The 24,460-nt window shown below is 73.3% G+C and carries 31 protein-coding genes; 19 read left to right on the forward strand and 12 right to left on the reverse strand.

The window, feature by feature from the left end; all coding sequences use genetic code 11:
* The first annotated feature begins 234 nt into the window (after positions 1-234).
* Together cobT and H2038_RS10525 are read left to right on the forward strand one after the other, a co-directional pair.
* On the forward strand, positions 235-2,121 hold the full coding sequence (gene cobT / locus H2038_RS10520) for a cobaltochelatase subunit CobT (RefSeq protein WP_292112698.1): 1,887 nt from the start codon (positions 235-237) through the stop codon (positions 2,119-2,121).
* 73 nt (positions 2,122-2,194) lie between these two features.
* A complete protein-coding gene (locus H2038_RS10525; protein ID WP_292112700.1) occupies positions 2,195-2,677 on the forward strand; it encodes a hypothetical protein in 483 nt (160 codons plus the stop codon).
* Positions 2,678-2,767: 90 nt separating this feature from the next.
* Here H2038_RS10525 and H2038_RS10530 read toward each other — a convergent pair whose 3' ends face one another.
* Genes H2038_RS10530 through H2038_RS10540 form a run of 3 tightly spaced genes read right to left on the reverse strand, consistent with a single transcriptional unit; the run spans position 2,768 to position 4,555 of the window.
* Positions 2,768-3,358: a demethoxyubiquinone hydroxylase family protein gene (locus tag H2038_RS10530; protein ID WP_292112704.1), complete on the reverse strand. Its 591-nt coding sequence runs from the start codon at positions 3,356-3,358 to the stop codon at positions 2,768-2,770.
* A complete protein-coding gene (locus H2038_RS10535; RefSeq protein ID WP_292112707.1) occupies positions 3,336-3,869 on the reverse strand; it encodes a disulfide bond formation protein B in 534 nt (177 codons plus the stop codon). Before H2038_RS10535 ends, H2038_RS10530 begins: the two co-directional genes overlap by 23 nt.
* Before the next feature lie 44 nt (positions 3,870-3,913).
* Entirely contained in the window at positions 3,914-4,555 is a 642-nt protein-coding gene (locus H2038_RS10540; RefSeq protein WP_292112710.1) for an exopolysaccharide biosynthesis protein, read from the reverse strand.
* 137 nt (positions 4,556-4,692) lie between these two features.
* Between H2038_RS10540 and H2038_RS10545 the strand changes: the two genes are divergently transcribed.
* The 3 genes from H2038_RS10545 (at position 4,693) to H2038_RS10555 (ending at position 7,681) form a co-directional block, all read left to right on the forward strand.
* Positions 4,693-5,133 carry a VOC family protein gene (locus tag H2038_RS10545; protein ID WP_292112713.1) on the forward strand — a complete coding sequence of 147 codons (441 nt, stop codon included), beginning with the start codon at positions 4,693-4,695 and terminating at the stop codon, positions 5,131-5,133.
* 2 nt (positions 5,134-5,135) lie between these two features.
* Complete coding sequence (locus H2038_RS10550) at positions 5,136-5,747, forward strand: DUF6655 family protein (RefSeq protein ID WP_292112716.1); 612 nt, start codon at positions 5,136-5,138, stop codon at positions 5,745-5,747.
* A 62-nt stretch (positions 5,748-5,809) separates the two neighbouring features.
* A complete protein-coding gene (locus H2038_RS10555; protein ID WP_292112720.1) occupies positions 5,810-7,681 on the forward strand; it encodes a DUF885 family protein in 1,872 nt (623 codons plus the stop codon).
* 6 nt (positions 7,682-7,687) lie between these two features.
* Here H2038_RS10555 and H2038_RS10560 read toward each other — a convergent pair whose 3' ends face one another.
* Positions 7,688-7,927 (reverse strand): zinc-finger domain-containing protein, encoded by a 240-nt coding sequence (locus H2038_RS10560; protein WP_292112722.1) that lies wholly within the window; start codon positions 7,925-7,927, stop codon positions 7,688-7,690.
* 101 nt (positions 7,928-8,028) lie between these two features.
* On the opposite strand from H2038_RS10560, the gene H2038_RS10565 reads away from it, so the two are divergent.
* Complete coding sequence (locus H2038_RS10565; RefSeq protein ID WP_292112725.1) at positions 8,029-9,003, forward strand: ABC transporter ATP-binding protein; 975 nt, start codon at positions 8,029-8,031, stop codon at positions 9,001-9,003.
* 38 nt (positions 9,004-9,041) lie between these two features.
* On the opposite strand, the gene H2038_RS10570 is transcribed toward H2038_RS10565, so the two are convergent.
* Positions 9,042-9,437, reverse strand: coding sequence for a Tat pathway signal protein (locus tag H2038_RS10570; RefSeq protein ID WP_292112728.1), 396 nt, complete (start codon positions 9,435-9,437; stop codon positions 9,042-9,044).
* Between the two features lie 58 nt (positions 9,438-9,495).
* On the opposite strand from H2038_RS10570, the gene H2038_RS10575 reads away from it, so the two are divergent.
* Both H2038_RS10575 and H2038_RS10580 read left to right on the forward strand, forming a co-directional pair.
* Positions 9,496-10,131: an alpha-ketoglutarate-dependent dioxygenase AlkB gene (locus H2038_RS10575; RefSeq protein ID WP_292112731.1), complete on the forward strand. Its 636-nt coding sequence runs from the start codon at positions 9,496-9,498 to the stop codon at positions 10,129-10,131.
* A gap of 57 nt (positions 10,132-10,188) precedes the next feature.
* Positions 10,189-11,094 (forward strand): dienelactone hydrolase family protein, encoded by a 906-nt coding sequence (locus H2038_RS10580; protein ID WP_292112734.1) that lies wholly within the window; start codon positions 10,189-10,191, stop codon positions 11,092-11,094.
* A gap of 4 nt (positions 11,095-11,098) precedes the next feature.
* On the opposite strand, the gene grpE is transcribed toward H2038_RS10580, so the two are convergent.
* Complete coding sequence (gene grpE / locus H2038_RS10585) at positions 11,099-11,740, reverse strand: nucleotide exchange factor GrpE (protein ID WP_292112737.1); 642 nt, start codon at positions 11,738-11,740, stop codon at positions 11,099-11,101.
* On the reverse strand, positions 11,737-12,825 hold the full coding sequence (hrcA, locus tag H2038_RS10590; RefSeq protein WP_292112740.1) for a heat-inducible transcriptional repressor HrcA: 1,089 nt from the start codon (positions 12,823-12,825) through the stop codon (positions 11,737-11,739). Before hrcA ends, grpE begins: the two co-directional genes overlap by 4 nt.
* A gap of 147 nt (positions 12,826-12,972) precedes the next feature.
* On the opposite strand from hrcA, the gene rph reads away from it, so the two are divergent.
* The 5 genes from rph to H2038_RS10615 all read left to right on the forward strand — a co-directional run bounded on the left by rph (position 12,973) and on the right by H2038_RS10615 (position 16,385).
* Positions 12,973-13,689, forward strand: coding sequence for a ribonuclease PH (rph, locus tag H2038_RS10595; protein ID WP_292112741.1), 717 nt, complete (start codon positions 12,973-12,975; stop codon positions 13,687-13,689).
* Between the two features lie 60 nt (positions 13,690-13,749).
* Positions 13,750-14,106 (forward strand): hypothetical protein, encoded by a 357-nt coding sequence (locus H2038_RS10600; RefSeq protein WP_292112743.1) that lies wholly within the window; start codon positions 13,750-13,752, stop codon positions 14,104-14,106.
* A 38-nt stretch (positions 14,107-14,144) separates the two neighbouring features.
* Entirely contained in the window at positions 14,145-15,287 is a 1,143-nt protein-coding gene (locus tag H2038_RS10605; RefSeq protein WP_292112746.1) for an acyltransferase, read from the forward strand.
* A 138-nt stretch (positions 15,288-15,425) separates the two neighbouring features.
* Positions 15,426-15,848, forward strand: a complete 423-nt coding sequence (locus H2038_RS10610; protein ID WP_366926496.1) for a CHAP domain-containing protein — start codon at positions 15,426-15,428, stop codon at positions 15,846-15,848.
* Between the two features lie 57 nt (positions 15,849-15,905).
* Complete coding sequence (locus tag H2038_RS10615) at positions 15,906-16,385, forward strand: hypothetical protein (RefSeq protein WP_292112749.1); 480 nt, start codon at positions 15,906-15,908, stop codon at positions 16,383-16,385.
* On the opposite strand, the gene mmcB is transcribed toward H2038_RS10615, so the two are convergent.
* The 4 genes from mmcB to hslV form a co-directional block, all read right to left on the reverse strand.
* A complete protein-coding gene (gene mmcB / locus H2038_RS10620) occupies positions 16,370-16,813 on the reverse strand; it encodes a DNA repair putative endonuclease MmcB (RefSeq protein WP_292112866.1) in 444 nt (147 codons plus the stop codon). The genes H2038_RS10615 and mmcB overlap by 16 nt on opposite strands.
* 57 nt (positions 16,814-16,870) lie before the next feature.
* On the reverse strand, positions 16,871-18,172 hold the full coding sequence (gene hslU, locus H2038_RS10625) for an ATP-dependent protease ATPase subunit HslU (RefSeq protein WP_292112752.1): 1,302 nt from the start codon (positions 18,170-18,172) through the stop codon (positions 16,871-16,873).
* A 19-nt stretch (positions 18,173-18,191) separates the two neighbouring features.
* The gene (locus tag H2038_RS10630) at positions 18,192-19,064 is read right to left on the reverse strand and encodes a DUF4440 domain-containing protein (protein ID WP_292112755.1); all 873 of its coding nucleotides are present in this window, start codon (positions 19,062-19,064) and stop codon (positions 18,192-18,194) included.
* An 80-nt stretch (positions 19,065-19,144) separates the two neighbouring features.
* Entirely contained in the window at positions 19,145-19,702 is a 558-nt protein-coding gene (gene hslV, locus H2038_RS10635) for an ATP-dependent protease subunit HslV (RefSeq protein ID WP_292112757.1), read from the reverse strand.
* Between the two features lie 156 nt (positions 19,703-19,858).
* On the opposite strand from hslV, the gene H2038_RS10640 reads away from it, so the two are divergent.
* Together H2038_RS10640 and moeB are read left to right on the forward strand one after the other, a co-directional pair.
* Positions 19,859-20,233: a BLUF domain-containing protein gene (locus tag H2038_RS10640; protein WP_292112760.1), complete on the forward strand. Its 375-nt coding sequence runs from the start codon at positions 19,859-19,861 to the stop codon at positions 20,231-20,233.
* Positions 20,234-20,272: 39 nt separating this feature from the next.
* Complete coding sequence (moeB, locus tag H2038_RS10645; protein WP_292112763.1) at positions 20,273-21,010, forward strand: molybdopterin-synthase adenylyltransferase MoeB; 738 nt, start codon at positions 20,273-20,275, stop codon at positions 21,008-21,010.
* A 4-nt stretch (positions 21,011-21,014) separates the two neighbouring features.
* Here moeB and H2038_RS10650 read toward each other — a convergent pair whose 3' ends face one another.
* Complete coding sequence (locus H2038_RS10650; protein WP_292112766.1) at positions 21,015-22,001, reverse strand: D-glycerate dehydrogenase; 987 nt, start codon at positions 21,999-22,001, stop codon at positions 21,015-21,017.
* Positions 22,002-22,031: 30 nt separating this feature from the next.
* Here H2038_RS10650 and H2038_RS10655 point away from each other — a divergent pair, with 30 nt between their 5' ends.
* From H2038_RS10655 to H2038_RS10670, 4 genes are all read left to right on the forward strand, one after another.
* Positions 22,032-22,607, forward strand: a complete 576-nt coding sequence (locus tag H2038_RS10655; RefSeq protein WP_292112768.1) for an SH3 domain-containing protein — start codon at positions 22,032-22,034, stop codon at positions 22,605-22,607.
* 79 nt (positions 22,608-22,686) lie between these two features.
* Positions 22,687-22,977 (forward strand): hypothetical protein, encoded by a 291-nt coding sequence (locus H2038_RS10660; RefSeq protein WP_292112771.1) that lies wholly within the window; start codon positions 22,687-22,689, stop codon positions 22,975-22,977.
* Between the two features lie 48 nt (positions 22,978-23,025).
* The gene (locus tag H2038_RS10665; protein WP_292112773.1) at positions 23,026-23,724 is read left to right on the forward strand and encodes a Crp/Fnr family transcriptional regulator; all 699 of its coding nucleotides are present in this window, start codon (positions 23,026-23,028) and stop codon (positions 23,722-23,724) included.
* A 36-nt stretch (positions 23,725-23,760) separates the two neighbouring features.
* The gene (locus H2038_RS10670) at positions 23,761-24,459 is read left to right on the forward strand and encodes a Crp/Fnr family transcriptional regulator (RefSeq protein WP_292112776.1); all 699 of its coding nucleotides are present in this window, start codon (positions 23,761-23,763) and stop codon (positions 24,457-24,459) included.
* The last annotated feature ends 1 nt before the right edge of the window (position 24,460 follow it).

A 24,460-nucleotide genomic window follows, 5' to 3' on the forward strand; every position in this document is an offset into this window, starting at 1 on the left:
GCCCGGCAACGGTCCCGGCGGAGATCCGGCAAGGCTCGAATGTCAGGGCCGCCAGCCGGAGAGCGCGCGTCCAACGGCTGCGCGGGGCGTCTGTCTCGTCGAAACGGTAACTCATCCCACAGACCGGGCGAGGCCCGGCGCCCCGCACCCTTCCCGCCACCGCTTCCCTCCCGGAAGCGGCGAACCGACGCGCCCGCCCTTCAACCGCCGCCCCCGACGCGCTAACTGCATCCCATGGCCGCCGCCGAAACCCCCGCAGAGCTGTTCAAGCGCGCCCTCGCCCACGCGGCGCGGGCCCTCGCCGAGCAGTCGGAGCTGGAGGTCGCCTTCGGCTCCGACGGGCCGAAGCTGGTCAACGGCGTGCTCACCCTGCCGCATCCGCCGCGCGATCCGGCCGGCCCGGAGAGCGCCGCCCTGCGCGGCCAGGCCGACCGGCTGGCGCTCCGCCTCGCCAACCACGACGAGGCCGCCCACGCCCGCCTGCGCCCCACCGACCGCCAGGCGGCCGAGGTGTTCGAGGCGGTCGAGCAGGCGCGCGTCGAGGCGGTCGGCTCCCGCGCCCTCGCCGGGGTCCGCGCCAATATGGACGCCGCCCTGCTGACCCGGCTGGAGCGCTCCGGCGCCCTGCGCGTCGCCGAGGCCGACCGGGTCCCGCTGGCCGAGGCGGCGGCCCTGCTGGCGCGCGAACGGCTGACCGGCCGGCGCGCCCCCGACGGCGCCGGGGCCCTGCTCGACCTCGTCCGCCCGGAACTGGAGCGCAGGGCCGGGCCGCAGTTCGACGCCCTCGTGGAGGCCGCCGACGACCAGACCGCCTTCGCCGGCCGGCTGAAGGCGGTGCTGCGCGCGCTCGACCTCGACCCCGGCGACGGCCAGTCCGACGATCCCTCCGAGGACGAGGGCGAGGACCGGCCCGAGGAACAGCAGCCTGACGCGGCCGACGACCAGGACGAGGAGGAGGACGAGGCCGGCGGCGGCGAGGGCCAGTCGATGGACGGCGCGACCGACGACCAGGCGCCGGGCGAGGAGCGCGAGAGCCGTCCCGACGGCGCGCCGGCCGAACCCCAGGGGGACGCGACCGAGGAGGGCCCCGACCTCGACGAGGGGGCCCTGCCCAACCGGCGGCAGACCGCCGACGACGGCCGCGCCGTCGACGCCTACCGCGTCTTCACCACCGCCTACGACGAGACCGTCGACGCCGCCGACCTGTGCGATCCGCAGGAGCTGGAGCGGCTGCGGGCCCTGCTCGACCAGCAGCTGACCGCCCTCAGCTCGGTGGTCGCCCGCCTGGCCAACAGGCTGCAGCGCCGGCTGCTGGCGCAGCAGAACCGGAGCTGGCATTTCGACCTCGAGGAAGGGGTGCTGGACACTGCCCGCCTGACCCGGATCATCACCGACCCGACCTCGCCGCTCAGCTTCAAGGCCGAGAGCGAGAGCCCGTTCCGCGACACCGTCGTCACCCTGCTGCTCGACAACTCCGGCTCGATGCGCGGGCGTCCGATCATGGTCGCCGCCGTCTGCGCCGACATCCTCGCCCGCACCCTCGAGCGCTGCGGCGTCAAGGTGGAGATCCTCGGCTTCACCACCCGCGCGTGGAAGGGCGGCCAGAGCCGCGAGGCGTGGATCAGCGCCGGCAAGCCCGCCAGCCCGGGCCGGCTCAACGACCTGCGCCACATCATCTACAAGGCCGCCGACGCTCCGTGGCGGCGGGCCCGGCGCAACCTCGGCCTGATGATGCGCGAGGGGCTGCTCAAGGAGAACATCGACGGCGAGGCCCTGCTCTGGGCCCACGACCGCCTGCTGGCCCGGCCCGAGGCGCGCCAGATCCTGATGGTCATCTCCGACGGCTCGCCGGTCGACGACTCGACCCAGTCGGCCAACGCCGCCCTCTATCTGGACAAGCACCTGCGCCAGGTCATCGAGCAGATCGAGACCCGCTCGCCGGTGGAGCTGATCGCCATCGGCATCGGCCACGACGTGACCCGCTGGTACCGCAAGGCCCTGACCATCGTGGACGTCGAGCAGCTGGGCGGGGCCATGATCGAGAAGCTGGCCGAGCTGTTCGAGCAGGACCCCGGCGCCGCCGCCGGCCGGGGCCGCGGCCGGGGCCGGCGGGCGGCGTGAGGCGCGGGCGGCCTTGCCCGCCGCGGCCGGGCGCGATCAGTATGACCCCCGTCGCCAGCTCCGGGAGTCGCCCATGAACGCCCTGTCGTCCGTCCTCGTCCTGTCCGCCGCCGCCCTGGCGCTCGGCGGGTGCGGGGACCCCGGAGCCGGGGCCGCGCCGGAGGCCGCCTCGAGCACCCCGGGGCCCGCAGCGGCCGACGCGGGCGCGCCCCGGGCCGTGGCCGACGCGGCGGGAACCCCGGCGCTGGACCTCAACGCCCTCCTGTCCGAAGACGCCCGCGGCGTCGACATGCTCAACGGAACCTGGGCCGCGAGCGCCGCCGACTGCGCCGCCGGCCGAAGCCTGGCGTTCGAGGGGTCGACCTTCCGGGACGCCGCCGGCGGCGGGACCTGGCGCGCCGAGGGCGACCTCGTCCGCATCAGCTACCGCGCCGACGATGCGGCTCCGGACGCGGCCCCGACGGAGATCGTCCACCGGGTGCTGGCCATCGCCCCCGCGGAACTGCGCCTCGCCGAGCCCGGCGGCGCCGTCCGCGTCCTGATGCTGTGCGGCTGACCACCGACGCCGCCGGCTGCGCCGGAATCAGTCCTGGCCGTCGGGCTCCTGCCGCAGGGCCGACCTCATCCCGGCCGCGCCGGCCGCCTCCTAGACCCGCTCGGACACCTTGATCGCCGCCCGGCAGCCGGCCTTGATCACCGCGCTGAGCAGGCGGTAGCCGGGGGCCTCGCGGCTGCCGTGGGCCACGGCGTGGTCGTGGTGCGCCAGCTCCTCGTCGCGGAAGCGGGTCAGCTCCGCCGCCAGCGCCGGATCCCGCTCCTGCACCTCGGCGATCTGGTCGGCGTAGTGGTCCCCGATGACGCTCTCGACCGCCTCGGTGCAGGCGTGGGCCGCCTTCTCGCCCAGCAGCGCCGTGCCGGCGCCCAGGCCGAGGGCCGCCAGCCGCCACACCGGCGTCATGACCGTCGGCCGCACCTGTTCGGCGTTGAGCAGGGCGTTGAAGCGGTCCAGATGCACCTGCTCCTGGGCCCGCATCTCGGCCATGTCGGCGGCGATCTGCGTCTTGCCCGACCGGCCGGCGAAGACGGCCCGCTGGGCGCGGTAGATCTGCACCGCGGCGTACTCCCCGGCGTGGTCGACGCGCAGGATCTCGTCCCGTCGCCGCTTGCTGGCGCCCCGTCCGGGGCGGGCGAGGGGCGTGCGGCGTTCGGCCGGATCAGTTGCGGGGGGCGCGGGCATCCTTGGGCCTCTTGGCGGCGAGCAGGCTGAACACGGCCAATGCGGTCGAGATCAGGGCGTTCCACCCTGCCATGGACAGGCCGAGGAAGCTCCACACCACGGCGTCGCACATGGCCGGCCGGGCCACCGGACCGGTGCCGAGCGCCAGGGCGGTGAGGCTCTCGAGGTCGACTTCGCCGCCCCCGGCGCAGGCGGCGGGCAGGGACCACCAGTCCAGCTCCCCGCCCATGTGGAAGACCGCGGTGACGGCCCCGGTGGCGAAGGTCACCGCCAGCAGGAAGGCGGCGATGCGCGGCGTGCCGCGGCTGCCGCGGCTGACCAGGTGCCAGACGGTGGCGAGCAGGGCGATCAGGACCGCGCCCCAGTAGACCTCCCGCTGCTTGAGGCACAGGTTGCACGGCGCCAGGCCGGCGAAGCGCTCGAACGCATGCGCCGCCCCCAGCATGGCCAGCGAGGCCGCGAGGGCGAAGGCGGTCCACCACCGCGTCAGGAGTCGGTACAGGCCTCTCATCGGACCCCGTTCATAGCCGCGCCGGGGCCCGCCGTCGATGCGGCTCAGCCGCCGAACCGGGCCAGCAGGCCGACGGCCCAGCCGGCCCCGACCACCAGGCCGATCCCGACCGTCGCCAGCGCCCCCGCCCAGGCCGTGGCGACCGCCGCCCCGGCCGCCACGAACAGGCCGTCGCGCTGGATCAGGCCCACCGACAGCAGGGTCAGCGCCACCGAGGGCACGGTGTTGGTCATCGGCAGGACGATGGTCAGGGTGGCGAGGATCATGAAGAAGGCCGCCGCCCGCTCGGCCCAGCCCTCGGCGAAGACGGTCAGCCGCGGCCGCGACAGGCGTTCGAACCAGCCCATCCGCTTGGTGGCGAAGTCGGCCATCCGCTCCAGCCAGGCCTTGGACACCCGGCGCCGGAGCACCGCCTCGGGCAGCCAGGGCTCGACCCGGCCGGCCAGCATCTGCACCGCGAGGATCAGGATCGGCACGCCGACGATCTGGGGCACGCCGTACAGGGCCGGCACCAGGCAGGGGATGGCGAGGATCAGGATCATCAGGCCGAAGGCCCGTTCGTCCAGCCGGTCGCGGATCTCGTGCAGGGTCAGGCCGTCCGGACCGCTCGCCGCCGCCAGGCTCGCCACGAGGGCGATGAACCCCTGCCGCGGGTCGTCGGCGTGCTGGTTGCGGAGATCGGTCATCGGCGGGTCCGTGAAAGCTCGAGCCGCGTCGTTAGCCGGAAAGCCGCGGCCTGACGAGGGGCCGGAAACCGCCTGTGAGTCGCGGCCGCGGCCGTCCCCCGCTATAAGGCCGCCTCCCTCCCCGGAGCCGACGACCCATGCGCTATCTGCACACCATGGTCCGCGTGACGGACCTCGACGCCTCCCTGCGCTTCTGGTGCGACCTGCTGGGGCTCGAGGAGGTCCGGCGCATGGACAACGAGGCGGGCCGCTACACCCTCGTCTTCCTCGCCGCGCCGAATGACCTGGACCGGTCGGCCGCCGAACGCTCGCCCGAGGTGGAGCTGACCTACAACTGGGACCCCGAGACCTACACGGGCGGCCGCAACTTCGGGCACCTGGCCTACAAGGTCGACGACATCTACGCCGCCTGCCGACGGCTCATGGACGGCGGGGTGACCATCAACCGTCCGCCGCGCGACGGCCGCATGGCCTTCGTCCGCTCGCCCGACGGCATCTCGATCGAGCTGCTGCAGGAGGGCGAGCCCCTGCCGCCGGCGGAGCCCTGGGCCTCGATGCCCAACACCGGGAGCTGGTGATCGTGAAGCGTCTCGCCGTCCTGCCGCTGGCCCTGCTGGGGCTGTCCGCCTGCGCCTCCACCTCCGAGACCTATCCGTCCCGCACCGCCACCGAACAGCTGCTGGTGGCCCGCGCCGCCGACCGGGCGGTCGAGGGGCTGACCCTGCCCATCCCCGGCGGCTCGCGCGTCTTCGTCGACGACGCCTACTTCCGGGCCGAGTCCGCGCCCTACGCCATCAGCGCCATCCGCGCCGCCCTGTCCGAGGCCGGCTACGCCCTGGCGCCGTCGAAGAACGAGGCCGACGCGGTCCTGGAGGTGCGGGCCGGGACCCTGTCGCTGGAGCAGATGCGCCGGGTCTTCGGCCTGCCCGACATGCGGGTGCCGATCAACGACAGCTTCAACGTCGTCTCGATCCCGGAGCTGTCCGTCTACAGCCGCCGCGACCGGGTCGGCGTCGCCGAGTTCTCGGGCTTCCTCTACGAGCCCCGCACCGGCGCCCCGCTCGGCGCCATCATCCCGATGACCGGCGAATTCCGCATCCGCAGCCACAAGCTGCTGATGATCGTCGCCTGGGGCCAGCAGAGCGTCGACCCCGGCGAACGCGACCCGGGCGACAGCTGGCGGGAGTTCTGACGAGCCTTGCGCCGGCCGGGCGGGGCGGCGAAGGTCGCCCCTTCAGTGTTCCGGAGGGTTCCATGCGTCGTCTGCTCGTCTCCACCGTCGCCGCCGCCGCGGTGCTGGCCTTGGCCCCGGCCGCCCTGGCGCAGGACGTCCCCGCGGGCCACGGCGCCCACGCCGCTCCGGCCGCGGCCGCGACCGAGGCGGAGGACGCGCGGCTGGCGGCCTTCTTCGAGCAGGCCTTCCAGGAGCGGATCGCCCTGTCGCCGCAGACCATGACCTCGCTCGGCATCAAGCGCGACTACGGCCGCCTCGACGACGGCACCGACGCGGCGGCGGAGCGGTCGCTGGCCCTGGCCGAGGCCCAGCTGGCGCGGATGAAGGCGGAGTTCGACCCGGCCCGGGTCAGCGCCGACAGCCGCATGTCGATGCGGCTGTTCGAATACGGCGTCGAACAGGCCCGGCTGTCCAACCGCTGGCGCGACTGGGGCTACCAGTTCGCCGCCAACGGCAATCCGACCACCGGCCTGCCGGTCTTCATGATCAACAACCACCGCGTCGACAGCGTGGAGGACGCCGAGGCCTACGTTTCGCGCCTGCGCGACGCCGAGCGGGTCATGCAGGAGATCGCCGCCGAACTGCGCCAGCGCGCCGCGGCCGGGGTGATCTCGCCGAATTTCGTGTTCGAGCCCTCGATCGCCAACACCCGCAACATCATCGCCGGCGCGCCCTTCGACGACGGCGCCGACAATCCGGTGTGGGCCGACTTCCAGAGGAAGGTCGCGGCGCTGGAGGCCGACGAGGCGACCAGGGCCCGGCTGCTGGACGAGGGCCGGGCGGCGCTGACCGGCGAGTGGCGGCGCGGCTACGAGCAGGTGCTGGCGGCCCTCGCCGAGGTGCAGCAGCAGGCCGCGGCCATGCCCGACCGCGACGCCGGCGTGTGGCGGCTGCCGGACGGCGAGGCCTACTACAACGCCCGGCTCCAGCTCTCCACGACCACCGACCTCACGGCCGACCGGATCCACGAGATCGGCCTCGCCGAGGTCGAGCGCCTCCACGGCGAGATGCAGGCGATCATGAACCAGGTCGGCTTCGAGGGGTCGCTGCAGGAGTTCTTCGCCTTCCTGAAGACCGATCCCCGCTTCCAGTACCCGAACACGCCCGAGGGCAAGGAGCAGTACCTGTCGGACAGCCGCGCCTTCATCGCCCAGGTGATGGAGGCGGCGCCGCGCTGGTTCTCGGACCTGCCCGAGGCGGCGCTGGAGGTGCGGGCGGTGGAGCCGTGGCGGGAGGCGACGGCTTCGATCGCCTTCTACAACCAGCCCGCGCCGGACGGCTCGCGGCCGGGCATCTACTACGTCAACCTGTCCGACATGACCCAGGTGCTGAAGCCCCAGATCGAGGGCATCAGCTACCATGAGGGGGCGCCGGGCCATCACTTCCAGATCGCCTGGGCCCAGGAGATGGAGGGGCTGCCGTCGTTCCGCCGCTTCGGCGGCTACGGGGCCTACGCCGAGGGCTGGGGCCTCTACGCCGAGCGGCTCGGCAAGGAGATGGGCTTCTACCAGGATCCCTATTCGGACTTCGGCCGGCTCTCGACCGAGCTGTGGCGGGCGGTGCGCCTCGTCACCGACACCGGGCTGCACGCGAAGCGCTGGAGCCGCGAGCAGGCGATCGACTACTTCCGGCAGAACTCGCTGCTGAGCGAGCGCGACATCGTCAAGGAGGTCGAGCGCTACCTGACCAACCCGGGCCAGGCGACCAGCTACAAGATCGGCGAGCTGAAGATCATGGAGCTGCGCCAGCGGGCGCAGGCGGCGCTGGGCGACCGCTTCGACATCCGCGACTTCCACGCGGTGGTGCTGGGCTCGGGCTCGGTGCCGCTGGACGTGCTGGAGGGCCAGGTCGACGCCTGGATCGCGGCGGGCGGCGGGGCTCCCGCCGCCTGACCGGCGTCAGTGCGAGGACGCGTCCCGGGCGGCGGGGCTGTGGTACTCGCTCTCGGCCTTGCGCTTCTTGCCCAGCACGAAGCGCCGGTCGCAGTAGCCGCACTCGACGAAGTCGTCGTCGCCCATGTCCATGTAGACCAGCGGGTGGCCGAGCACGCCGCCGCCGCCGTCGCAGGCGACCCGCTTGGACGTCACCACGATCTCTTCCGGCGGCGGGACGATCTCGGTGGTCGGGCGCGGGGGCATTCGGCGGGCTCTGACTTGGCTATCGGGGCGGGGGCACATAGGTATGCGCCGCCGCTCCATACCGTCAAACCGGGCGGCCCGGAACACCCGAAAGCGCACGAATGACCGAGACCCAAGCCCTGCCTGACAACGCCATCGAGGTTCGCGGGCTGGAGAAGACCTACGCCGGCTCGAAGAAGGCGCCGCCCAAGACGGCCCTCCGCGGCGTCGACCTGGTCATTCCGCGCGGCTCGATGTTCGGCCTGCTGGGGCCGAACGGGGCCGGCAAGTCGACGCTGATCAACATCCTCGCCGGCGTGGTCAACAAGACCGGCGGCACGGCCGCGATCTGGGGTCGCGACATCGACCGCGAGCCGCGCGACGCCCGGGCGGCCCTCGGCGTGGTCGCCCAGGAGATCGTCGCCGACGTCTTCTTCACCCCGCGCGAGTCGCTGGAGGTCCAGGCCGGCTACTACGGCGTGCCGGCGAAGGAGCGGCGCTCCGACGAACTGCTGGCCGCCCTCGGCCTGTCCGACAAGGCCAACGCCTATGTCCGGGCGCTCTCGGGCGGCATGAAGCGGCGGCTGATGGTGGCCAAGGCGCTGGTCCACAACCCGCCGATCCTGATCCTCGACGAGCCCACCGCCGGGGTCGACGTCGAGCTGCGCCGCCAGCTGTGGGACTATGTCCGCCGGCTGAACGCCGAGGGCGTCACCATCCTCCTGACCACCCACTACCTCGAGGAGGCGCAGGAGCTCTGCGACACCATCGCCATCATGAACCGGGGCGAGGTGGTGGCGTGCGAACCCACGCCGCAGCTGCTGCGCCGGCTCGACACCCGCCACGTGGTGGTGACGCCGGAGGGCGAGCTGCCGGCCCCGCCCGCGCTGCCGGGCTTCGAGGTGACGCCGCGGCCGAACGGGGCCTTCGCCGTCTCGTACCGGAAGGGCCGCTCCTCGGTGGAGCAGGTGCTGGCGGCGGTGCGGGCGGCGGGCGTGACCATCGCCGACATCGCCACCGAGGATCCCGACCTCGAGGACGTCTTCCTCGCCCTGACCTATGGCGACGCCGCCCAGGCCGATCCGACGAAGGACTAGGGAAGAGCCAGGCGGCAGCCCGGCAGGCGCTGACCGCCTCAGACCACCATCACGGTGCCGATCAGCAGTCGGGCGCCGCGGCGGCCGAGAGTCCGGTCGGTGGCCGCCTGCAGGTCGGCGACCAGCCGCTCGATGTCCGGCGGATGGCCGGGCAGCAGGCCCGAGGCGGCCTGCTGGACCACCGCCGCATAGGCGGCGCGCAGGCGCGGCGCCGACTGGGCGACCCGGGTGCGCAGGGCGGCGTCGGGCGCGTCGATGCCGGTCTCCACGGTCATCACGCCGCGCCGTCCGCCCGGCCGCGGCGCATTGGCGGTGACCGTCGGCAGCCGCATGTAGCTGGGCTGGGCGCTTCCCCCGCCCCCGCCGCCGGCCATGGCGGGGGAGGCGGTCGCGGCGGCGACGGCGGCGAGTCCGAGAAGGGCGCGACGATCCATGCCCCCAGACTGGCGCCGGCCGCTTAAAATTCTCCTGCCCGGCGCCTAACTGCGTTTCATGCCGCCGCCCCGCGAGATCGACACCGGCCTGCCGGGCTTCCGCTGGTGGCCGCAAGCGCTGTCCCCGGACGCGCAGGCCGCCCTGCTGGAGGCGGTGCTGGCGGCCGCGGCGCAGGCGCCCTTCTACCGGCCGGTCACGCCCGGCGGCCGTCCCTTCTCCGTTGAGATGACCAACCTCGGCCCGCTCGGCTGGGTCTCGGACCGGGCCGGCTACCGCTACCAGCCCGTCCATCCGGTCACCGGCGCGGCCTGGCCGCCGATCCCGCGTCCGCTGCTCGAGCTGTGGGATGTTCTGCTGGACGCGCCGGAGCCGCCCGACGCCTGCCTCGTCAACCTCTACCGCGGCGCGGCCCGCATGGGCCTGCACCAGGACCGGGACGAGGCCGACCTCGACGCGCCGGTGCTGTCGGTCTCCCTCGGCGACAGCGCGGTCTTCCGCATCGGCGGGGCGGCGGGCGGGCCGACCCGCAGCCTGCGCCTCGCCTCCGGCGACGTCTGCGCCCTCACCGGACCCGCGCGGCTGGCGCGGCACGGGATCGATCGTCTTCTGCCCGGCTCCTCGAGCCTCGTGCCCGGCGGCGGCCGCATCAACCTGACCCTGCGCCGGGCCGCCGGAACCTCACGCCAATCGTGACTCGACGGCTGCGGACGCCGCGGCCACTGTCCCGCTTTCGCCGCCACGGAGCCGCCGATGACCTCCCTGATCCGCCCCGAAGGCCCGCACCCCGACGACATCCGCCTCAGCCGCCGCGCGCTTGCGACAGGGACGCTGGGCGGCCTGTTCTTCGCCGGCTATGCGCCGGCCGCCCTCGCCGCCCAGGCCGCGCCGGTGACCACCGCCGCCGCCGGCCTCGTCACGGCGGACGTGACCTTCCCCGCGCCCGACGGCTTCCAGCTCCCGGCCTTCGTGGCCCGGCCCGAGGGCGACGGCCCGTTCCCTGTGGTCGTCGTCGCCTCGGAGATCTTCGGCGTCCACGAATACATCCGCGACGTCTGCCGGCGGCTGGCCAGGGCGGGCTATGCGGCCATCGCGCCGGCCTTCTTCGTCCGCGTCGAGGATCCGGCGCCCCTGTCCGACATGCAGCGCATCCAGCAGATCGTCGCCGCCGCCGGCTACGAGCAGGTCATGGGCGACGTCGCCGCCACCCTCGACTGGGCCAGCCAGCAGCTGTGGGCGGACAGCGAACGCGCGGCCATCACCGGCTTCTGCTGGGGCGGGAAGGTGGTTTGGCAGGCCTGCGCCCGCTTCGCGACGCTCGACGCCGGCGTGGCCTGGTACGGCCGCCTCGCCCCCGCCGCGGAGGCCACGGCGGAACAGGCGGCCGCCGGCCAACCCTGGCCGGTCGACCTGGCGGACGATCTCAAATGCCCGGTGCTCGGCCTCTACGGGGAGGCCGACCGCGGCATCCCGCTGGACAGCGTCGAAGTCATGCGCAGCGCCCTGGCCCGGGCCGGGCAGACGGCCAGCGAGATCGTCGTCTATCCGGACGCCCCGCACGGCTTCCACGCCGACTACCGGGCCAGCTACACGCCCGACGCGGCGGCCGACGGCTGGCGCCGGCTCGTGGCCTTCCTCGACGCCCGGCTGAAGGGCTGAGCCGTCAGCCCTTGTCGGCGGCCGCGGCGTAGGCGGCGGCCCCGGCGGCCTGGTCGGCAGGGTTCGGCCGCGCGCCGGACCCCTTCGCCGCCACCACCACCATGGCGGCGCGCACCGTCCGCCCGAACAGGGCGTAGCCGGGCTGCAGCGTCTGGATCACCTTGCCGCCCTCCACCGTATCCGAGGGCTGCTCCATCATGGCCTGGTGCAGGTGCGGGTCGAAGGCCTCGCCCGGCTCCGGCGCCACCCGCTTCAGATTGTTCGCCTCGAACGCCTGCAGCAGGGCCTTCTGGGTCAGCTCCAGCCCGGTCACCAGCCCGGCCGCGGCGTCGCCGGCGTCCTTCGGCGCCGCCTGCAGGGCGCGCTCGAGGTTGTCGGCCACGCCCAGCAGGTCGCGGGCGAACTTCTGGATGGCGTAGGCACGGGCGTCGTTGTTCTGCTGCTCCGCGCGCCGTTTGGTGTTCTCGGCGTCGGCGATCGCGCGCAGGGCGCGGTCCTTCCACTGGTCGCGTTCGGCGACCAAGGCGTCGATCGGGCCGAGGTCGTCGCCCGGGGTGGCGTCCAGCCCGGCCTCGGCGTTGGTCTCGGCCTCGCCGATGTCGGCGTCCAGCTCGGTCGCGTCCGTAGTCTCAGGGGTGTCGTTCACGTGTCTTGTCCGTCCAGCATCCGGCCCAGCACCCGGGCGGTGTAGTCCACCAACGGGATCACTCGGGCATAGTTCAGTCGCGCGGGGCCGATCACGCCGATGGCGCCCAGCACCCGCTGCCGGCCCGTCATATAGGGCGCCGCGATCACGGCGGAACCCGAAAGCGAAAACAGTCGCGTCTCGGCGCCGATGAAGATGCGCACGCCCTGGGCGCTGGAGACGCCGTCCAGCAGGCCGATCAGCTGCTCCTTCTGCTCGAGGTCGTCGAACAGCACGCGCACCCGCTCGAGATCCTCGACCGCCTCCCGGTCCTGCAGGAGATTGGCCCGGCCGCGCACGATCAGCGCCCGCTCGCGCTCGGCCCCGCCGGACCAGGCCGCCAGCCCGTCCTCGACCAGCCGCGCGGCGGTGGCGTCCAGCTCGCGCCGGGCGGCGTCCAGCTCCACGCGCATCTCGCTGCGCGCCTCGTGCAGCGGCCGCCCCTTCAGCCGGGCGTTCAGGAAGTTGGACGCCTCCTGCAGCGTCGCCGGCGTCACCCCGGCCTTGAGCGGCATCAGCCGGTTCTCGACCGTGCCGTCGTCGGCGACCAGCACCGCCAGCGCCTGGTCGTGGCCGAGGGCGACGAATTCCACATGCTTGACCCCGGCGTCGCGCACCGGACTGGCCACGATGCTGGCCCCGCCCGCGAGGCCCGACAGCAGGGTGGAGGCCTCGTCCAGCGCCTCCTCGAAACTGCGGCCGCGCCCGACCAGGCGGGCGTCGATCTCCCGCCGTTCCTCGCGGCTGATGTCGCCGATCTCCAGCAGGCCGTCGACGAACAGGCGCAGGCCGGCGTGGGTCGGGATCCGCCCCGCCGAGGTGTGCGGCGAGGCCAGCAGGCCGGCCAGGGTCAGGTCCTGCATGGTGTTGCGGATCGAGGCGGGCGACAGCGACACCCCGGTCAGCGACAGGGTGCGGGAGCCGACCGGGTCCCCGGTCTGCAGATAGGTCTCGACGATGCGCCGGAAGATGTCGCGGGCGCGCTCGTCCAGGGCCGGCAGGCTGGCGCCGGGGCCCCCGAGCGACGAGCCGGAGAAGGTGATCATGAGCGCGCCTCCTGCACAGGCCGGGGCGCCCCCGCCACGCGGGATCGCCGCGCCCGGCGAGGGCGGGGGATCCCGTTGTTCGATGCAGGGGCATACAGGCTCACGGTTTCAGGATAAGCACCCCCGCCATCGCTTCAAGGAGTTCCCATGCGCCCGTCCGAACGCCGCCCCGACCAGCTCCGTCCGGTGACGCTCGAGACCGGCGTAAACCGCTACGCCGAGGGCTCCTGCCTTGTCTCCTTCGGCCACACGAAGGTGCTGGTCACCGCCACGGTCGAGGAGAACGTGCCGGGCTGGATGCGCAACAAGGGCTCGGGCTGGGTCACGGCCGAGTACGGCATGCTGCCCCGCGCGACCCACACCCGCGGCCGGCGCGAGGCCGCGGCCGGCAAGCAGTCCGGCCGGACCCAGGAGATCCAGCGCCTGATCGGGCGCTCGCTGCGCGCCGTCGTCGATCTGAAGGCGCTGGGCGAGCGGCAGGTGGTGCTGGACTGCGACGTCATCCAGGCCGACGGCGGCACACGCACCGCCGCCGTCACCGGGGCCTGGGTGGCCATGGCCTCGGCGCTCGACTACCTGCGCGCCGAGGGCGTGCTGAAGACGGACCCCATCCTCGACCAGGTCGCCGCCGTCTCCTGCGGCGTCTGCGCCGACGAGCCGGTGCTCGACCTCGACTACGAGGAGGACTCCACCGCCGAGGCCGACAGCAACTTCGTGCTCACCGGCGCCGGGACCATCGTCGAGATCCAGGCCACCGGCGAGAAGCGCGGCTTCAGCCGCCCCGAGTTCGAGCGGCTGTTCCAGCTGGCCGAAGGCGGCTGCGCCGAACTGTTCGCCCTGCAGCGGGCGGCGCTGGGCCGCTGACCTTTCCAGCCGGGCCGAAGCCGGTCTAGGCTGGAGTCCCGACCGACCGGAGGCTCCCCCATGCGTCGCGCCGTTCTCGCTCTCGCCGTCGCCGCCGTCCTCGCCGGCTGCCAGGCGCCGTCGCCCGAGCCCGCCGCGGCGCCGCCCGAAGCCGCCGCTGCGCCGGAGATGCCCGCCGACGCGCCGCCGCAGGAGGAGATCGCCCCGGCCGCGCCGCCGCCGGAGCGGGTCGCCTGCCGCGACGAGATCGGCGAGGCCGCCGCCGCGCGGCTGGTGGAGCGCTGCGTGATGGTCAGCCCGGCCACCCATCCGCCGTGCAACGTCGCCAACCCCTGCACGATGATCCAGGGCGAGATCGACCGCGCCTGCGACATGTACGGGCCCGGGGAGACGAAGCCGGCCGAGTGCGCGGCTTAACGAATCCTGCAGCCTGTGGCGCCTAGGCTGCCGGGCTCATGACCCCCGTCGCCACGCCGCCCGACCTCCGCGCCCTGACCACCCTCCGCTTCCTCGCGGCGGCCTGGGTCGTGCTTTACACCGCCTGGGCCTATCTGGACGTCGGGGTCGTCCCGACGGCGGTGACCAAGGGCTACCTCGGCGTCGAGGTGTTCTTCGTCCTCTCCGGCTTCATCCTCAGCCACGTCTACCTCGAGCAGGCCGGCTCCCGCCGGTTCTCCTACGGCGGCTTCCTCTGGGCGCGGATCGCGCGGGTCTATCCGTTGCACCTCGTGACCCTCGCGGCCATGGCGGGACTGGGCCTGGCCGCCACGGCGGGGGGGATCGCCGTCGACGCCAGCCTGACCGACTGGCGCGCCCTCCCGGCCCACCTCGGCCTGATCCACGCCTGGGGCCTGGCCCCGTCGGCGGCCTTCAACCATCCGTCGTGGTCCATCTCGGCCGAATGGTTCGCCTATCTGACCTTCCCGGTCTTCGCCGCCGCGGCCTGGCGTCTGCGCGCCCGGCCCTGGGTCGCCGTCGCGCTGGCCGCCACCGGCGCGATCGCCCTCTACGCCGGCTTCGAGCGTCTCGCCGGCTTTCCGCTCACCGAGGCCACCTTCCGCTGGGGCGCGCTGCGGATCGTGCCGTGCTTCGCCCTCGGCTGCGCCCTTTACCTGGTCTACCGCCGCGCCCCGCTGCGCCACGCCGGGGCGGCGGCCCTGGTCTGCAGCGCAGGGCTGCTGGCCAGCGCCTCCCTGGCGCTGTGGGACCCGGTCACGGTCCTTTTCGCCGGCGGCCTGATCCTCGCCCTCGGCTCGCTCGCCAACGACCGCGCCGGCGCCCTGGCCTCTCCGGCGGGGGTCTACCTCGGTGAGATCAGCTACTCGGTCTACATGGTCTGCGCCCCGGTGCTGCTGGTCATGACCAACCTCGCGGCGCGGGCGCTCGGCGCCGACGACAAGCGGTTTCACGTTTTTGTGTGGCTGGGGATCGTCGCGGCCATTCCGGTGGCCGCCATGGCCACCTACCACCTCGTCGAACGCCCGGCCCGCAAGGCCCTCCGGGGGCTGGCGGCGCGCAACGGCGCCGGTCAGGAGGTGGCGCAGCCGCAGGCGGATTCGCCCGACAGGGTGCTTCAACCCTCGAAAACTATCGTCTAAGGACGAATTCCCAAGGCAGGTCGGGAACACGCCAGCATGATGAAACGGCTCCAGGCCGCCGCGGTTGCGGCGCTTTTCGGATTTTTCGCGCTGGGCTTCAGCGCCCCTTCCGTCAAGGCGGAGCCTTACTGGCAGTGCGTGACCTTCGCCCGGATGTTCTCGGGCATCGAGATCTTCGGCGACGCCCACACCTGGTGGAGCCAGGCCCAGGGCAAGTTCGACACCGGCTCGCGGCCCCGCACCGGCGCCGTGCTCGCCTTCCAGTCCAGCGGCCGGATGCGGCTCGGGCACGTGGCGGTGGTTTCGGAGGTTCTCACCGACCGGGTGATCCGCGTCACCCACGCCAACTGGGGCGGCAGCCGCGGCAAGGTCGAGGAGAACGTCACCGTGGTCGACGTCTCCGACGCCAACGACTGGTCGGCGGTCAAGGTCTGGTACAACCCGATCAACGACCTGGGCACGACCGTCTATCCGACCAGCGGCTTCATCTACAACCGGCCCTCCAGCCCCTCCGACGGCCTGCTGCTGGCCTCGGTCTCCCCCAGCGTCGGCCAGCCCTGACCGCTTGACCCGGCCGCGCCGGCGGCGCTTTCTGCGGCTCCCGCCGCGGAGCTCCCCATGCGCCTTCTCGCCGTCGCCTGCCTCGTCCTCGCCGCCGCCGCCTGTTCGGACTCGCCAGCGACGGAGGAGGGGCCGGCGCTCGAGCCCGCGCCCGCGCCGAGGCTCGGCGGCGTCGACCTCGGCCGGCCGGTCCGCCTGCTCGGCACGGAGCCGTTCTGGAGCCTCGACCTGACCGGTTCGGAGATCGTCTACGCCGGCGTCGACCGGCCCGAGCAGCGCGGGCCCCAGCCGAAGCCGGTCATCCAGGGCACGGTCGCGACGCTGGAGACCACCACCGCCTCGGGCACGCCCATCGCCATCACCCTGACGGAGACCGAGTGCTCCGACGGCATGAGCGACCGGACCTATCCGCTGACGGCGCTGGTGGAGGTCGGCGGCGAGACGCTGATGGGCTGCGGGGCCGCGACCGCGGCGCTGGCGTCCGCCGGCGAAAGCGGTCCGGTGACGGAACGGCCCGCGCCTCAGCCGGCGGGCTGATCGCGCAGGCTGCGCAGGGCGCCCAGCCGGGCGAAGGCCAGGGTCAGCGCCTTGCGCCGGGCCGGCGCCAGCGGCGTCAGCGGCGCCTCGCGCACCACCGCCCCGCCGAAGCCGTCGGCGACGATCAGTCCGGGTTCTTCCGGCAGCACGCCCTCCGGAAACTCCGGCGCCACGGCGAAGTAGAAGGCGTCGCAGTACGGCCCGTACTCGCCCCATTTGCGGTCGACGCGGTAGTCGTCGACGCCCGACTTCACCTCGCAGATGACGATGTCGCCCTTCGGACCCAGCGCCATCACGTCGGCGCGCCGTCCGTTCGGCAGGCCCACCTCCAGCAGCGGCGCATAGCCCAGGTCGACCAGCAGTCGCGCCGCCCCCCGCGTCACCGACAGGGTGGTCTCAGGCCGGCTGAAGACCAGCTCGATGTGCATGGCGGCCGCGGGCATGCGGACCTTATGTTCCGCATCCGTTCCGGATTCAACCGGCCCCTAGAGGATGAACCGGCTCAGGTCGGCGTTCTTCGCCAGGTCGGCCACCCGCTCGCGCACCTTGTCGCCGTCGAAGACAATGGTCTGGCCGGTCAGGTCAGAGGCCCTGAAGCTGGTCTCCTCCAGCACCCGCTCCAGCACCGTCTGCAGACGCCGGGCGCCGATGTTCTCGACCGCCGTGTTGGCCGCCACCGCGGCGTCCGCCAGCGCCTCGACCGCATCCTCGGTGAACTCCAGCGTCACCTCCTCGGTGGCCAGCAGGGCCTGGTTCTGACGGATCAGATTGGCCTCGGGCTCGGTCAGGATGCGCTTGAAGTCGTCACGGGTCAGGGCCTTCAGCTCGACGCGGATCGGCAGGCGGCCCTGCAGCTCGGGCAGCAGGTCGGACGGCTTGGCCACATGGAAGGCGCCCGAGGCGATGAACAGCACGTGGTCGGATTTCACCGGCCCGTATTTCGTCGACACCGTGGTGCCCTCGATCAGCGGCAGCAGGTCGCGCTGCACGCCTTCGCGCGACACGTCGGCCCCGCGCGCCTCGGACCGCGCCGCCACCTTGTCGATCTCGTCGAGGAAGACGATGCCCTCGTTCTCGGCCAGCAGCAGGGCCTCCTTGGTCAGGCTCTCCTGGTCCAGCAGCTTGTCCGACTCCTCGGTGACCAGCGGCCCCAGCGCGTCCCGCACCGGCAGCTTGACGCTCTTCGTCCGGCCGCCGCCCAGCTTTCCCAGCATCTCGGACAGGTTGATCATCCCGACGTTGCCGCCGCCGGGCAGGTCCAGCCCCTGGATCGGCGAGCTCGTGTCGGCCAGCTGGATCTCGATCTCCTTGTCGTCCAGCTCGCCGGCGCGCAGGCGCTTGCGGAAGGCCTCGCGGGTCGCCGGCTGCGAGCCGGGGCCGACGAGGGCGTCGAGAATGCGTTCCTCGGCCTGTCCCTCGGCGCGCGCCTTGACCCCCGAACGCCGCTTGTCGCGCACCATGACCAGCGCCGCCTCGACGAGGTCGCGCATGATCTGGTCGACGTCGCGCCCGACGTAGCCGACCTCCGTGAACTTGGTCGCCTCGATCTTGATGAACGGCGCGCCCGCCAGCTTCGCCAGCCGCCGGGCGATCTCGGTCTTGCCCACGCCCGTCGGCCCGATCATCAGGATGTTCTTCGGCGTCACCTCGTCGCGCAGGTCCTCGGGCACGCGCTTGCGACGCCAGCGGTTGCGCAGGGCCACGGCGACGGCGCGCTTGGCGTCGTGCTGGCCGACGATGAAGCGGTCGAGTTCGGAGACGATTTCGCGAGGGGAGAGGTCGGTCATGAACCGCAGATAGGACGGCTCAGCCGCCGGCGGGAGGGGGCGCGGCGATCGGGGCCGGCAGCAGCTGGGCCATGACGATACGCCAGCCTTCCGGCCGCTTCTGCCACAGGCGCATGTAATGGCCGCGCCGGCGGGTTTGGTCCCGCATCCACGCCGCCGGACCCCAGGTCCAGACCATGTCCCCGGCGTCGGAGGCGCCGCCGCCTTCGGTCTCGCCGAACTCGAAGCGGGCGGGCCAGCCGTCCAGCGCCGCCGGGAAGGCGTCCGGGCCGTCCGCCGGGGGCAGGGACGAGACGTACAGCCGGCCGTCGCCCGCGAGGGCGGCGAGGTGCGCCGCCTTCTGGTCGACCCGGGCGGCCTCGGCGAGGGCGCGCTCCGCCGCCCGCACCTCGGCGAAGGCGATCTCGGGCGAGGCCGAGCCGACCGTCGCCGTGGGCAGGAGCCGCGGCTCGCTGTCGGGGCCGGGCTGCCCGGCCGGACTGGCGTTCGCGCCGCCGTCGTAGACCCATTTCCAGGAGCCGTCGGGCTGGCGCCGCCAGATGGTGAAGTAGTGGCCGTAGGGCTCCTGGTCGCGCGCCGCCGGGCCGGTGGTGAAGCCCATCTCTCCCGACCGCGCCACGCCGGCGAACACCGGCCACCATTCGAGCAGAGGCTCCCCCGGCTGGCGGGTGCGCGGCGCATCCCGGAACAGCGCTTCGACGGTGCGCGCCTGACCCTCGGCGATGATGACGGCGTCCGGCACGCTCCACTTCGAGAAGCTGCCGGCCAGGCCCAGCGCGGGGAAGTCGGCGTCGAAGGCCCGCTCGGCCGCGACGATGGGGGCGGCCTCCGGCTGCTGGGCGGCCGCGGGCGCGGCGGCGGCCAGCGCGGCGGCGAACACGAGGGTGCGCATGCGATATCCTCCCGCCGCCAAGGGAGCGCAGCAGCGCGCCGCTGTCCCGTTAATTCGGCGAAAGGCCGGCGGGGCGGACCTCAGTCCAGGGTTTCCACCGTCAGGTTGCCGTTGGTGTAGACGCAGATGTCGGCCGCGATCGCCATGGCTTTCCGGGCGATCTCCTCCGCCCCCATGTCGGAATGGTCGAGCAGGGCGCGCGCGGCGGCGAGGGCGAAATTGCCGCCCGAGCCCACCGCCGCCACCCCGTGCTCGGGCTCCAGCACGTCGCCGACGCCGGTGACGGTGAAGATCGAGCTGCGGTCGGCGACGAGCAGCATCGCCTCCAGCCGCCGCAGGTAACGGTCGGTGCGCCAGTCCTTGGCCAGGTCGACGCAGGCGCGCGCCAGCTGGTCCGGGTATTGCTCCAGCTTGGCTTCGAGACGCTCGATCAGGGTGAAGGCGTCCGCCGTGGCGCCGGCGAAGCCGGCCAGCACCCGGCCGCCGGCGAGGGTGCGGACCTTGCGCGCCGCGCCCTTGACGATGGTCGGGCCCATCGAGACCTGGCCGTCGCCGGCGATGACGGTGCGGCCGTTCTTGCGCACGGCCAGGATGGTGGTGCCGTGCCAGGCGGGGAAGCTGGAGTCGGAGTGCGTCATGCCCCCCAGATGGCGTGCGGCCGCGACCCCGGCAAGTCGACAGGACAGCGGATCAGGCCGGCAGGCCCGAGGAGCCATAATGATGCCGATGTAACCTGTTACACGGAAAACCAGTCCCCTTTCAGTTCGAGTTCGGACAGTCCATTGCTGTATCGCGTGATTTTCGCCAGTGAAGCTGTCGGTGACACCGGGGCCACCGCGGTCTCGATCGCCCACATCCTCGGAGTCTCGGTGGCCAACAACCGTCGCGACGAGATCACCGGCTGCATGATGTTCCACGGCGGCCACATCCTGCAGGCGGTGGAAGGCCGGCGAGTCGACATCGATCGTCTGCTGCGCCGGGTGCGCGCCGACCGGCGCCACCGCAACCTGCGCATCGTCAGCGACCGGCCGGTCGCCGACCGCAGCCTCGAGCAGCCGATGGCCCTCTGCGGCAACGTCGGGGACCGGCTGGCGCGGGTCGGGGTGCCCTGCCTGTCCGGGGTCTCCGCCAACGACGCCGAGGCCATCCTCAACCTGTGCGCCGCCTGACGGCGTGACCTCGCGGCCGCAGCGGCCTAACAGTCGGCCGTGACCTTTTCCGACGACGAGATCGAGCGCTACGCCCGCCATCTGGTGCTGGCCGAGCTGGGCGGACCGGGCCAGCAACGGCTGAAGGCCGCCCGCGTGGCCCTTGTCGGCCTCGGCGGCGTCGGCGCGCCGGCCGCCCTGTATCTCGCCGCCGCCGGGGTGGGCGCCCTGCGGCTGATCGACGACGACGCGGTCGCCCTGTCGAACCTGCAGCGCCAGATCCTGTTCGACGCCGCCGACCTCGGCCGGCCCAAGGTCGAGGCCGGGGCCGCCCGCCTGTCGGCCCTGAACGACCGGGTCGCGCTGGAGCCGCGTCCGGCGCGGCTGACGCCGGAGACGGCGCAGGCCCTGCTGGCCGACTGCGACCTCGTCATCGACGGGACCGACGACTTCGCCGCCCGCTTTGCGGTCAACGACGCCTGTCTGGCCGCCGGCCGGCCGCTGGTGTCCGGCGCGCTCGGCCGCTGGAGCGGTCAGGTCGGGGTCTTCTCCGGCCGGCCCTGCTACCGCTGCCTGGTGCCCGCGCCGCCGCCCGACGCCGAGACCTGCGCCCGGGTCGGCGTGGTCGGGGCCCTGGCGGGGGTGGTCGGATCGATGGCGGCGCTGGAGGCGATCAAGATCCTCGCCGGCGCGGGCCAGCCGCTGACGGGTCGGCTTCTGGTCTACGACGGTCTCGCCGGCGCCGCGCGCACGGTCCGCGTCGCCCCCGACCCGACCTGCCCCGCCTGCGGGGGCTGAGGCGCTAGAACATCGCCGGGATCACCCGGTCCGGCGGCCGGTGGCCGTTGGCGAAGGTCAGGATGTTGGCGATCACCCGGTCGCCCATGTCCTGCCGCGCTTCCAGGGTGGCGGAGCCGAGGTGGGGCAAAAGCACGACGTTCGGGCGGCCGACCAGGTCCGGATGCACGGCCGGCTCGTGCTCGAACACGTCGAGCCCGACCCCGGCGATCCCGCCGTCGGCCACGGCGCGGGCCAGGGCCGCCTCGTCCACCAGTTCCCCGCGCGCTGTGTTGACCAGCAGGGCGCCCGGCTTGAGCGCCGCCAGTCGGGCGGCCGACATCAGGTGGTGGGTCTCCCGCGTCGCCGGACAGTTCAGCGACACGACGTCCATGCGCGGCAGCATCTGGTCCAGATCGTCCCAGTACGTCGCGCCCAGCTCCTCGGCGACGAGGTCCGGGACCGGCTTGCGGTTGTGGTAGTGCACCTGCATGCCGAAGGCCTTCGCCCGCCGGGCCAGCGCCTGGCCGATGCGGCCCATGCCGACGATGCCCAGCCGCTTGCCCCACAGCTTGCGGCCGCACATCCAGGTCGGGGCCCAGCCCTCGTAGCGACCCTCCTCGACGACCCGCGCCCCCTCCACGATCCGGCGGCTGACGGTCAGGATCAGGGCCATGGCCAGGTCGGCGGTGTCCTCGGTCAGCACGCCGGGCGTGTTGGTCACCACGATGCCGCGGGCGACCGCCGCCTCCACGTCGATGTGATCCACCCCCGCCCCGAAGTTGGCGATCATCTTCAGGCGCTCGCCGGCCCGCGCGATCAGGTCGGCGTCGATGAGGTCGGTGATGGTCGGCGCCAGCACGTCGGCCCGCGCCACGGCGGCCTCGAGGGCGGCGCGGTCCATCGGCTGGTCGGTCAGGTTCAGCTCGGCGTCGAACAGCTCCCGCATGCGGGTCTCGACGGCGTCCGGCAGCCGTCTGGTTAACACCACCTTAAGCCTGGAGGTCGACATTCAAGGGCCTTCGCTTTCCGCTTCCGTCTAATGACCAACCTCGCCCCCCGCCAAGCACCGAAGGGCCTCGCCCGGACGGCCCTCGTCGCGGCCGCGCTCGTCACCGCCGTGTTCGCCGGCGCCGGCGACCGCATGCCCGACGGCCGGCCGACGCCCAGCGGTCAGCCGGTGCCGCGCTGGCTGTCGCTGAAGTCGAGCGAGGTCCGCGCCCGCCAGGGGCCCGGCCTCGACTACCGCATCCTGTGGGAATACCACGCCGCGGGCCTGCCGGTGCAGGTGATCGCCGAGACCCGGGAATGGCGCAAGATCTGCGACCCCGACGGGGCCGTGGCCTGGGTGCACCGCAGCGTGGTCTCCAGCCGGCGCAGCCTGCTGAACCCGACGAACGCGGAGGCGCCGATCCGCGCCGGGCGCTCGCCCGACGCCGCCGTCCGCGCCCGCCTCGCGCCGCGCTCCCTGGTGTCGCTGGAGGGCTGCGAGGACGGCTGGTGCGAGGTGCGGTTTCATCGGCAGCGGGGCTGGGTGCCGGCGCGCGGCCTGTTCGGCGGCCAGGAACAGCCCCTGTGCGACGCCGCCCGTCCGGCTGGTCCCAGACGCCCTGCCTGAGGCGAACCGCCGCGTCGACCATTGGACAGACGGACAGGACCCGGTCGGGATAACCCTGCTCCCGCAGCGGGAAGTCGTCATGTCCTTGTACCAGTTCCACTTTATCGGGGCCGACGGCGGCAGGCCGGCGCTGGATTTCTCCCACTGCGCCGACGACGGTGAGGCTGTCCGGGAGGGCGTGAGACACCTCGGCGAGCACGGCAGCGCCCTCGCCGTGGAGATCTGGGAGGGGGAGCGGATGGTCGTCCGCATGGAGCGGGCGGCCGACGAGGTCCGCGGGGCCGGCGCGTCCGCGCCGCGGCTTCGCGACCGGCGCGAGCCGCGCCTGGCGACCCCCTCAGTCCCGCCGGTTCTGCGCCTGCAGCGTTAAGTCGAGTTCCGGCGGACGCGTCGCCGCGGAACGCCCTATGCGCGGAATATGAACGGATTCTCGCCGGGCAATCGCCTCATAGCCAGTCTTGAGCCGGACGATCGGGCGGCGCTGCTGTCGCACTGCGCGCGCACCGACTTCCCGCAGGGTTTCGTATTCTTCGAGCCCGGCGACGAAATCGAGCACATCCACTTCATCGACAGCGGCATCGCCTCCTCGGTGGTGGTGCTCGAGGACGGCCGCACGGTCGAGACGGTGATGATCGGCGCCGAGGGCCTGACCGGCTCGGCCGCCGCCATCGTGCCCCACCGGGCCTTCACCCGGAACACCGCCCAGGTGGCCGGCGCCTCGCGTCGGATCGAGGCCCCGCGGCTCAGGCAGCTGTGCGCCGCCCGCCCCGGCGTTCGCGAGGCGATCGCCGGCTTCGCCGCCGACCTGCAGGGCGAGCTGGAGCAGTCCGGCGCGTGCAACGCCCTGCACCGCGCCGAGCAGCGGTTCGCCAAGTGGCTGCTGCGCTCCCACGACCGGGTCCAGGCCGACACCCTCAACCTCACCCAAGAATACCTCGCCTCCATGCTCGGCTCGCAGCGGACCACGGTGAACGAGGCTGCGCAGGGCCTGCAGAAGGCGGGGGCGATCACCTATTCCCGCGGCCGCATCCGGGTGCTCGACCGCGCCGCCCTCGAGCGCGTGGCCTGCGAATGCTACCGCGCGACCGCCTCCGTGCGGGACGACCGGCGAAGCTGAGCCGGAACCCCGGCCGCTGCGAGCGGTTCAGGGAGGATGGGCGAAGCTTCCTCCAACCGCATCATCGACGCCCTTCCCCAGGATGACCGCGCCGCCCTGCTCGGCTACTGCACGCGGCGCAACATGGCCGTGGGCGAGGAGTTCGTCGCGCCCGGCGAGGCCATCCGTCAGGTCCACTTCGTCCTCGACGGCGTCATCTCCGCGGTCGGGGAAATGAGCGACGGGCGCTCGGTCGAGGTGTTCATGATCGGGTCGGAAGGGGTCGCCGGCGTCGAGGCCGCCCTGATCCCCGCGTCGGCGGCCACTCGCGTCGCCTGTCAGGTCGGGGGCTCCTGCCTCAGCGTCGACGCCGCGCGACTGCGCGAACTGACCGCGGAGCGGCCTGCGCTGCGCAACGCCCTGCTGCACTTCCAGGCCGGCCTCCAGCACGAACTCGAACGCAGCGCCGCCTGCCACGGCCTCCACCGGGCGGACCAGAAACTGGCCAAGTGGCTGCTGCGCTGTCACGACCGGGTCGCGCGCGACGTCCTGCCCCTCACCCAGGAATACCTCGCCAGCATGCTCGGCTCGCAGCGCACCACCGTCAACGAAGGCGCCCAGGCGCTGGTCGATCGCGGGGCCATCCGCTACGCCCGCGGCCGCATCACCGTCGTCGATCGGGCGGCGCTGGAGGCGGCCGCCTGCGAGTGCTACCGCGCCGGCGTCGGCTCCGACCTGCCCGACGACCGCACCTGAC

The sequence above is a fragment of the Brevundimonas sp. genome (genome assembly GCF_013912005.1).
Classification (GTDB): Bacteria; Pseudomonadota; Alphaproteobacteria; order Caulobacterales; family Caulobacteraceae; genus Brevundimonas.